This is a genomic window from Variovorax sp. P4_D9 (genome assembly GCF_056401695.1).
Genome location: NZ_JBFUIU010000371.1, coordinates 1 through 8794, shown reverse-complemented (window position 1 = coordinate 8794; position 8794 = coordinate 1). Strand labels below are relative to the sequence as shown.

The following is an 8794-nucleotide window of genomic DNA, read 5'->3' as shown; positions in this document are numbered from 1 at the left end:
GGATCGGACCGAAGATCTCCTCCCGCAGCAGCCGCAGGCCGGGGTCCGGGCCGATCACCAGCGCAGGAGCCAGTTGCCGCGCAGCCGGGTCGGCGGCCCCTCCGGCCTGCTCGATCCGGGCACCGCTCGCCCTCGCCTCCTGCAGCAGCGACCGCAACCGCTCCAACTGCCCCTGGCCCAGGATCGACGCGTAGTCGGGATTGCCTTCGAAGCGCGGGAACAGCCCAGTCACCGCGCGCTGCCAGGCCGCCGCGAAGGCATCCTCGCGCCCGCGCGGCAGCAGCACGTAGTCCGGCGCGATGCAGGTCTGGCCGGCGTTCAGCAGCTTGCCGTGGGCGATGCGCAGCGCCGCCTGGTCGAGGTCGGCCGAGGCGTCGACGATGCAGGGCGACTTGCCGCCCAGTTCGAGCGTGGTCGGTGTCAGGTTGACCGCCGCGGCCTGCGCCACCTTGCGACCGACCGCAGTCGAGCCGGTGAAGAACAGGTGGTCGAAAGGCAAGGCCGCGAACTGCGCCGCGACGCCGGCATCGCCCTGCACCACCGTGAACTCGTCCGGAGCGAAGGCCTCGGCCACGCCCTCGGCCAGTAGCGCCGAGGTGTGCGGCGTCAGCTCGCTGGGCTTGAGCAGCACGCGATTGCCCGCCGCCAGCGCGGTGGCCGCAGGTCCGAGCGAGAGCTGCAGCGGGTAGTTCCAGGGCGAGATCACGCCGACCACGCCGAGCGGCTGGCGCTGGATGAAGGCGCGGGCCGGCTTCAGCTGCATCGGCGTATGCACGGGCACCGGCCGGCTCCACGCACCGAGGCGGCGCGACAACTGCCCCAGCAGGTTGCGCAGCACCAGCAGGTCGGCCACCTCGGTGAGTGCCGCGGAACGCACGCCGAAGTCGGCCTCGACCGCCGCCGCGATCGCCTCGCCGCGCCGCTGGAGCAGGCGCTGGACCCGCCGCACGCGGTCGCGGCGCAGGGCAATGGGCACGTCGGCGTCATCGCGGCTGGCCCGGTGCTGGGCGTCGAAGAGGGATCGCAGTTCGGTCATGGGGCGAATCTACCTTGGCGCTTTCGTATCATCGGCGGGTGCATTCCCCAACCTTCCGCGGGCCGCGCCGATGGCCCTGACCCGCGACCAGCTCGAGCGCTGGCTTCCCTTCCTGGCCTGGCCGCGCCCGGACCGGACGCTGCTCGTCAACGAGGCCGCAGCCGGCGTCACGGTGGCGCTGATGGTCATCCCACAGGGCGTGGCCTATGCGGCGCTGGCAGGCATGCCGCTGGTGACCGGGGTCTACGCCGCACTGCTGCCGGCACTGGTCGCGCTGCTTTTCAGCTCTTCGGCCCGGCTCTCGGTCGGGCCCACGGCGCTGACCAGCCTGCTGGTCGGCGCCTCGCTGGCACCGCTGGCCATTCCGGGCAGCCGCGAATGGGTGGCCTACGCGGTCTGGCTCACGCTGCTGTCGGGACTGATGCAGGTGGCGCTGGGCGCGGCCCGCTTCGGCTGGCTTCTGCGGATGGTCAACTCGCCGGTGCTGATGGGGTTCACGCAGGGCGCGGCGGTGCTGATCACGCTGTCGCAACTCCCGGCCCTGCTGGGCTTCACCGGCCGCTCGGTGACGCAGTTGATGCACGGCCCGCTGCCCGACCTGGTCGCGATCGCCTTCGGGCTCGGCGGCATGGCTTCACTGTGGATCGGCAAACGGTTCGCGCCGCGCTTTCCGACCACCATGGCGCTGGTCGCGGCCGCCGCGGCGATCAGCGCCACGGTCGGCTATGCGCTGAATGGCGGCGCGGTGATCGGCAGGCTGCCCTCGGGCCTGCCGCACCTCTACTGGCCCGGCGGCCTCACGGTCAACACGCTTGGCAACCTGCTGCTGCCGGCCTTCCTGGTCACGCTGGTGAGCTTTCTCGAGACCGCATCGAGCGCCAAGGTGGACAACGCTCGCGCCGGCAGGCTCTGGAACGAGAACCAGGACCTGATCGGTCAGGGCCTGGGCAAGATCGCATCGGGCCTGACCGGATCGTTCCCGACCAGCTCGTCCTTCTCGCGCTCGGCGATCACGCTCTATGCCGGCGCCAAGACGCAATGGGCGACGCTGTTCAGCGTCGCCGTGGTCGCGGCCGCGCTGCTGTGGGCGATGCCGCTGCTCTACCACGTGCCGCAGGCGGTGCTGGCCGCGATCGTGGCGACCGCCACCATCGGCCTGCTGCGGCCCTCGGCCTTCGTCGCGCTGTGGCGCATCTCGCGCATCGAGGCGGCGATCGCGCTCGGCACCTTCGCGCTCACCATCGCCACCGCGCCGTCGATCTACTGGGGCGTGCTGGGCGGCCTGCTGGCGGCGCTGGCGCACTACATGTACCGCCACCTGCATCCGCGCATCATCGAGGTCGGCCTGCACCCGGACGGCAGCCTGCGCGACCGCCACCTGTGGCACCTGCCACCGCTGGCGCCCGACCTCTACGCGCTGCGCATGGATGCCGAACTCGACTTCGCGTCGGCCAGCACGCTGGAGCGCGCGATCACCGTCGCGCTGGCCCAGCGTCCCGGGCTGACCGATGTCTGCCTGTTCGCCTATCCGATCAATCGCATCGACATCACGGGCGCCGAGGTGTTCGGCAGCATTCGCCGTCTGCTCGAGTCGCRGGGCGTGCGGCTGCATGTCTCGGGGCTGAAACTGCCGGCGCAACAGGTACTCGAACGCGCCGGACTGCTGGCCCCGGGGCCGATGCTGTTCAGCTACCGGACGGACGGCGAAGCGCTGGCGGCGCTGTCGCGGCCCGCGAGCGCGCCTGTGGAACTCAATCCTTCACCGGCCCCCGCAAGCTCTTGATCTCCGAGCGCTGGCTCTTGCCCTCGAGCCGGCGCTGCTTCGAGCCATAGCTCGGCTTGGTGGCGCGCCGCACGCGCGGCGGCGTGGCGACGCCATCGACCAGTTCCTGCAGCCGCGCCAGCGCATCGGCGCGGTTCATGTCCTGGCTGCGGTGGCGCTGCGCCTTCAGCACCAGCACGCCCTCCTGGGTGATCCGGCTGTCGCGCAGCGCGCGCAGCCGTGCCTTGACGTCTTCCGGCAGCGAACTGGCGGCAATGTCGTAGCGCAGATGCACCGCGCTCGAGACCTTGTTGACGTTCTGGCCGCCCGCACCCTGGGCCCGGATCGCGCCGAACTCGACTTCGAGCGGATCGATGAGGACGGGCGGACGCGGCGTGGGCATCCGCTATTTTGACTTGCGCGCCGCGTAAGCGGCGTCCGGTGCTGGCCGCCGCTGCATGCCGGACATCAGTTGCCGTCGTCGCGCGACACGGGCCGCGCCTGCACGTCGGTGACCACGCCTGGATCGCGCAGCCGCACCGGGCTGTCGGCCGCCTGGCCCTGGGCCCGGGCGCCAGCGACGTCGGCGGCGGTCGGCTCGGCCGGCCGGCCGGCGGCGCGGAAGCGGTCGAAGCCCCCGCGCGGGTCGAAGCGCATCACCCACGGCTGCACCGGCTTGCCGGTGAGTCGCGCCCAGGCATAGCGCAGGCCCCAGACAGCCGCCAGCAGCAGCAAGGCAACTGCCAGGCTGGCCGCGAACACGAGGCCCAGCATGAAGAAGACCAGGCGAAGAAGGAAATTCAGCATCAGTCTTAGGCTACGGCCTCGGCGGCGGGTTCCCGGTCGTTGGTGAACGTGAACTGCCCCGGCGCTCGGATCGGATCAGTGCCGACGCTGATCGTGTCCTTCGGCCCGAAGCTGCCGTCGAGCAGCAGCTTCGACAGCGGGTTCTCGATCCGCTGCTGGATCGCCCGCTTGAGGGGCCGCGCACCGAACACCGGATCGAAGCCGACCTTGGCGATCTCGGCCAGCGCCGCCGGCGACACCTCGAGGCCGAGGTCCATCTTGGCCAGGCGGTCCTTCAGCACCTTGAGCTGGATCGCCGCGATCGCCTCGATGTTCTTGGCGTCGAGCGCATGGAACACCACGGTCTCGTCGATGCGGTTCAGGAACTCGGGCCTGAAGTAGTTCTTGAGCTCGTCCCAGACGGCGTCCTTGATCTCCTCGCCCGGCCGTCCCACCATCGACTGGATGATCGGCGAGCCGATGTTGCTGGTCATGACGATCACCGTGTTCTTGAAGTTCACGGTGCGGCCTTGGCCATCGGTCAAGCGGCCATCGTCGAGCACCTGCAGCAGCACGTTGAAAACGTCGTGGTGCGCCTTCTCGACCTCGTCGAGCAAGAGCACGCTGTAGGGCTTGCGGCGCACGGCCTCGGTCAGGTAGCCGCCTTCCTCGTAGCCCACGTAGCCGGGCGGCGCACCGATCAGGCGCGCGACTGAATGCTTCTCCATGAACTCGCTCATGTCGACACGGATSAGGTGGTCCTCGCTGTCGAACAGGAAGCCCGCCAGCGCCTTGCACAGCTCGGTCTTGCCGACGCCGGTCGGTCCGAGGAACAGGAAGGAGCCGGTCGGGCGGTTCGGGTCCGACAAACCCGAGCGCGAACGGCGGATCGCGTTGGCGACCGCGCCGATGGCCTCGTCCTGGCCGACCACGCGCTCGTGCAGCTTCTCTTCCATCATGAGCAGTTTGTCGCGCTCGCCCTGCATCAGCTTGGACACCGGAATGCCGGTGGAGCGCGCCACCACCTCGGCGATCTCCTCGGCGCCGACCTGGGTGCGCAGCAGCGTGGGCGCGCTCGACTTGCCCTTGTTGGCCTCGGTGTCCTGCGCTTCCTTGAGCCGCTTTTCGAGGCCCGGCAGCTTGCCGTACTGCAGCTCGGCGACCTTGTTGAAGTCGCCCTTGCTGGTGAACTCGGCGATCTGGAACTTGATCTTGTCGATCTCTTCGCGGATCTGCGCGCTACCCTGGGCCTGGGCCTTTTCGGCCTGCCAGATCTCGTCGAGATCGGCGATCTCCTTTTGCAGCTTGGCGATCTCGTCCTCGATCAGGCCGAAGCGCTTTTGCGAAGCCTCGTCCTTCTCGCGGCGCACGGCTTCGCGCTCGATCTGCAGCTGGATCAGGCGACGGTCGAGCCGGTCCATGACCTCGGGCTTGGAGTCCATCTCGATCTTGATCTTGGCCGCCGCCTCRTCGATCAGGTCGATAGCCTTGTCGGGCAGGAAGCGGTCGGTGATGTAGCGGTCGGACAGCTCGGCCGCAGCGACGATCGCCGGGTCGGTGATGTCGACGCCGTGGTGGACTTCGTACTTCTCCTGCAGGCCGCGCAGGATCGCAATGGTCGCCTCCACGCTCGGCTCGCCGACCAGGATCTTCTGGAAGCGGCGCTCGAGGGCCGCGTCCTTTTCRATGTACTTGCGGTATTCGTCCAGCGTGGTGGCACCGACGCAGTGCAGCTCGCCGCGCGCCAGCGCGGGCTTGAGCATGTTGCCGGCGTCCATGGCGCCTTCGGCCTTGCCGGCGCCGACCATAGTGTGCAGCTCGTCGATGAAGACAATGGTCTGGCCCTCGTCCTTCGCGAGTTCGTTGAGCACGGTCTTGAGCCGCTCTTCGAACTCGCCACGGAACTTGGCGCCCGCCAGCAGCGCCGCCATGTCGAGCGACAGCACGCGCTTGCCCTTGAGCGACTCGGGCACTTCGCCCGCCACGATGCGCTGGGCCAGGCCCTCGACGATCGCGGTCTTGCCGACACCGGGTTCGCCAATCAGCACTGGGTTGTTCTTGGTGCGGCGCTGAAGCACCTGGATGGCGCGGCGGATTTCCTCGTCGCGGCCGATCACCGGATCGAGCTTGCCCAGGCGGGCGCGCTCGGTGAGGTCGAGGCAGTATTTCTTGAGGGCTTCGCGCTGGCCTTCGGCATCGGCGCTGTTCACGCCCTGGCCGCCGCGCACCGCATCGATCGCGGCTTCGAGCGACTTGCGGGTCACGCCATTGCTGCGCGCCAGGTTGCCGATGTCGGCCTTGCTGTCGGCCAGCGCGAGCAAGAACAGTTCGCTGGCAATGAACTGGTCATTGCGCTTGATCGATTCCTTCTCTGTCGCCTGCAGCAGCTTGCCGAGCTCGGGGCCGACCTGGACCTGGTCATGGCCCTCGACCTGCGGCAGTTTCTTGATCGCCGCCTCGGCAGCGTGCAACAGGCCCGGCACGTTGGCACCGGCTCGTTCGAGCAGCGCGCGCGGTCCATCGTCCTGGCGCAGCATGGCGACCAGTAGGTGGACCGGCTCGATGTAGGCGTTGTCATTGCCGAGGGCGAGCGACTGGGCGTCGCCGAGAGCTTCTTGGAATTTGGTGGTGAGTTTGTCTTGGCGCATGGCTTGATTCCTGCATTCAAAATAGGGACTTCCGGACCGTTATCAAGACTGCCCGGATCACTTTCTACACGCAATCATTTGGAGTCGATAGATGCTCAAGTCAACATGGAGTGGCGCGATGCGCCTCGCACGCGGATTCCTCGCGGCCGGCCTGCTCGCTGCCGGAGGATTGGCACTGGCCCAACCGGCCGGCACGCCGATCCGGCTCCTGGTCGGATTCCCTGCCGGCGGCGGCACCGACGTGATCGCCCGCACGCTGGCCGAGAAGCTCAAGGACGAACTGGGCACCCCGATGGTGGTCGAGAATCGCGCCGGTGCCGGCGGCCAGATCGCGGCCCAGGCGCTCAAGGCATCGCCGGCCGACGGCCACACCCTGTTCCTCTCGCATGACCACTCGATCTCGATCCTGCCGCTGGTGGTAAAGAACCCGGGCTTCGACTCGGCACGCGACTTCGTGCCGGTCGCCGGCTTCGCCACCTTCGCCAACGCGCTCGCGGTGTCGGGCGGCACGCCGGCCAAGTCGGTCAACGAGTACGTGGCGTGGGTCAAGAAGGAGCGCGGCGGCAAGGACACCATTGGCGTCCCGGCACCGGCTTCGATCCCCGAGTTCCTGGTCAAGCTGATCGGCGCCAAGTACAAGATCGACGTCCAGGCCGCGCCCTACCGCGGCAGCGCGCCGATGCTGGCCGACATGCTGGGCAACCAGATCTCGGCCGGCATCGGCTCGGTCCCCGACTTCATCGAGAACCAGAAGGCCGGCAAGATCCGCGTGGTGGCGGTGATCGGCGACAAGCGTCAGGCCGTGCTGCCGCAGGTGCCGACCTTCGCCGAACTCGGCCTCGCGGGTCTCGAGGACCTGCCCTACTACGGCATCTTCGCGCCGGTGGGCACGCCGCAGCCCGTGATCGATCGCTTCGGCGTCGCGCTGGCCAAGGTGCTCAAGATGCCCGATGTGCGCGAGCGCCTGACCGCCATGGGCCTGTCGGTCGAATTCATGCCGCAGGGCCAGTTCGCCGGCCGCGTGCGGAGCTACACCCAGACCTGGGCGCAGATCATCAAGGCCAGCGGCTTCCAGCCGCAATGAGCCTCAGAGAGCATTGACCGAAATGATGCCCCAGCGCGCGATGGCCTCGTCGTCGGTGGCGCGGGCATCGACCCAGCGCGCTCCCTCGGGCGTCTGTTCCTTCTTCCAGAACGGCGCCTGGGTCTTCAGGTAGTCCATCAGGAACTCGCAGGCCTGGAAGCTCTGGCCGCGGTGCGCCGAGGTCACGGCGACCATCATGATCTGGTCCTGCGGCTGCAGCAGGCCGACGCGATGGATCACGCGGGCGCCGAGGATGTCGAAGCGCCGGTGCGCCTCGTCGATCATGGCCTCGATCGCCTTCTCGGTCATGCCGGGGTAGTGCTCGAGCTCCATCGAGGCCACGGCGCTTCCGTCGTTGCGGTCGCGCACGGTGCCGATGAAACTGCAGACCGCGCCGACCCGGGCGTCGCCGGCGCGCAACGCGGCGACCTCCTGCTGCAGGTCGAAATCTTCTGTCTGGATCGAAACGCGGGCGGCGGTCATGCCCGGATTGTGGCACCGCGATACACTCGCGCGATGCCTTCCAGCGCCCTCATGCAACACCGCCTTTCTTCTCGCGAGGAAGCAGTCTGCACGCGCCTGCAGGGCAAAGCCAAGAAACCCGAGCTCGTCTGACCGGAGCTTCGGTTCCGTCGTCGGATGAGCGACGGAACTGCAAGGCCTGGTGCCGAAGTGGGTGGTGTGCGCAATTCGACGGTGGTTTCCTCCATCGGTCGATTCCTGAAAGGAAAACTGCGTGCAAGACTCTCATTCACCCTTCCCCGACTTCTCGGGCCTCTGGATCCCGCTCGTGACGCCGTTCCGCGACCACGCGGTTGACCACGCCGCGCTCACGGCCCTGGTCGAGCGGCTGGCGCCGAGCGGCATCGCGGGCTTCGTGGTCTGCGGCTCGACCGGCGAGGCCGCCGCGCTCGACGAAGAGGAGCAACGGGCGGTGCTCGCGACGGTCGCTCGCACGGCACCTTCGCTGCCGCGCATCATGGGCCTCTCGGGCTATCACCTCGGCAAGACGCTGGCATGGGTCCGCCAGCTGTCGGACTACGGGCTGTCCGGGCTGCTGGTGCCCGCGCCGAGCTACATCCGCCCCGCGCAGGCGGGCCTCGTCGAGTGGTTCGGCGCCATCGCCGACGCCAGCGCCGTACCGCTGCTGGTCTACGACATTCCTTATCGCACCGGCATTGCGATCGATCGCGAGACGCTGCTGGCACTGGCGGCCCATCCGCGCATCCGCGGCGTCAAGGACTGCGGCGGCGACATGGCGAAGACCCGGGCGCTGATCGCCGACCGGCGGCTGCAGGTGCTGGCGGGCGAGGATGCGCAGATGTTCGMCACGGTGGCCGAAGGCGGCGCCGGCGCGATCGCCGCCAGCGCGCACCTGCGCACGGAGCGCTTCGTCAACGTGCTGCAGTTGCTTGGCGTAGGCCGGCTGGCCGAGGCGCGCGCCGTGTGGCAGCCATTGCTTCCCTTGATAGAGGCCC

8 protein-coding genes are annotated in these 8794 nt (G+C 68.7%); 3 read left to right on the top strand and 5 right to left on the bottom strand.

What is annotated here, in order from left to right; all coding sequences use genetic code 11:
* On the bottom strand, positions 1–1036 hold a 1036-nt coding region (locus AC1DY5_RS31375), incomplete at its 3' end, for an aldehyde dehydrogenase family protein (RefSeq protein WP_478117820.1).
* A gap of 70 nt (positions 1037–1106) precedes the next feature.
* Between AC1DY5_RS31375 and AC1DY5_RS31370 the strand changes: the two genes are divergently transcribed.
* Entirely contained in the window at positions 1107–2819 is a 1713-nt protein-coding gene (locus AC1DY5_RS31370; protein WP_478117818.1) for a SulP family inorganic anion transporter, read from the top strand.
* Here AC1DY5_RS31370 and arfB read toward each other — a convergent pair.
* The 3 genes from arfB to clpB form a co-directional block, all read right to left on the bottom strand.
* A complete protein-coding gene (gene arfB / locus AC1DY5_RS31365) occupies positions 2788–3201 on the bottom strand; it encodes an alternative ribosome rescue aminoacyl-tRNA hydrolase ArfB (RefSeq protein ID WP_478117816.1) in 414 nt (137 codons plus the stop codon). The two genes, AC1DY5_RS31370 and arfB, sit on opposite strands and share 32 nt — an antisense overlap.
* A 65-nt stretch (positions 3202–3266) precedes the next feature.
* Positions 3267–3605 (bottom strand): hypothetical protein, encoded by a 339-nt coding sequence (locus AC1DY5_RS31360; RefSeq protein WP_478117814.1) that lies wholly within the window; start codon positions 3603–3605, stop codon positions 3267–3269.
* Positions 3606–3610: 5 nt separating this feature from the next.
* Positions 3611–6232: an ATP-dependent chaperone ClpB gene (clpB, locus tag AC1DY5_RS31355; RefSeq protein WP_478117813.1), complete on the bottom strand. Its 2622-nt coding sequence runs from the start codon at positions 6230–6232 to the stop codon at positions 3611–3613.
* A 118-nt stretch (positions 6233–6350) separates the two neighbouring features.
* Here clpB and AC1DY5_RS31350 point away from each other — a divergent pair, with 118 nt between their 5' ends.
* Positions 6351–7316 carry a Bug family tripartite tricarboxylate transporter substrate binding protein gene (locus AC1DY5_RS31350; RefSeq protein ID WP_478117811.1) on the top strand — a complete coding sequence of 322 codons (966 nt, stop codon included), beginning with the start codon at positions 6351–6353 and terminating at the stop codon, positions 7314–7316.
* A gap of 3 nt (positions 7317–7319) precedes the next feature.
* Here AC1DY5_RS31350 and AC1DY5_RS31345 read toward each other — a convergent pair whose 3' ends face one another.
* On the bottom strand, positions 7320–7799 hold the full coding sequence (locus tag AC1DY5_RS31345; RefSeq protein ID WP_478117810.1) for a molybdenum cofactor biosynthesis protein MoaE: 480 nt from the start codon (positions 7797–7799) through the stop codon (positions 7320–7322).
* A 253-nt stretch (positions 7800–8052) separates the two neighbouring features.
* Here AC1DY5_RS31345 and AC1DY5_RS31340 point away from each other — a divergent pair.
* Positions 8053–8794, top strand: a 742-nt coding sequence (locus AC1DY5_RS31340) for a dihydrodipicolinate synthase family protein (RefSeq protein WP_478117808.1), incomplete at its 3' end; no start/stop codon positions are given.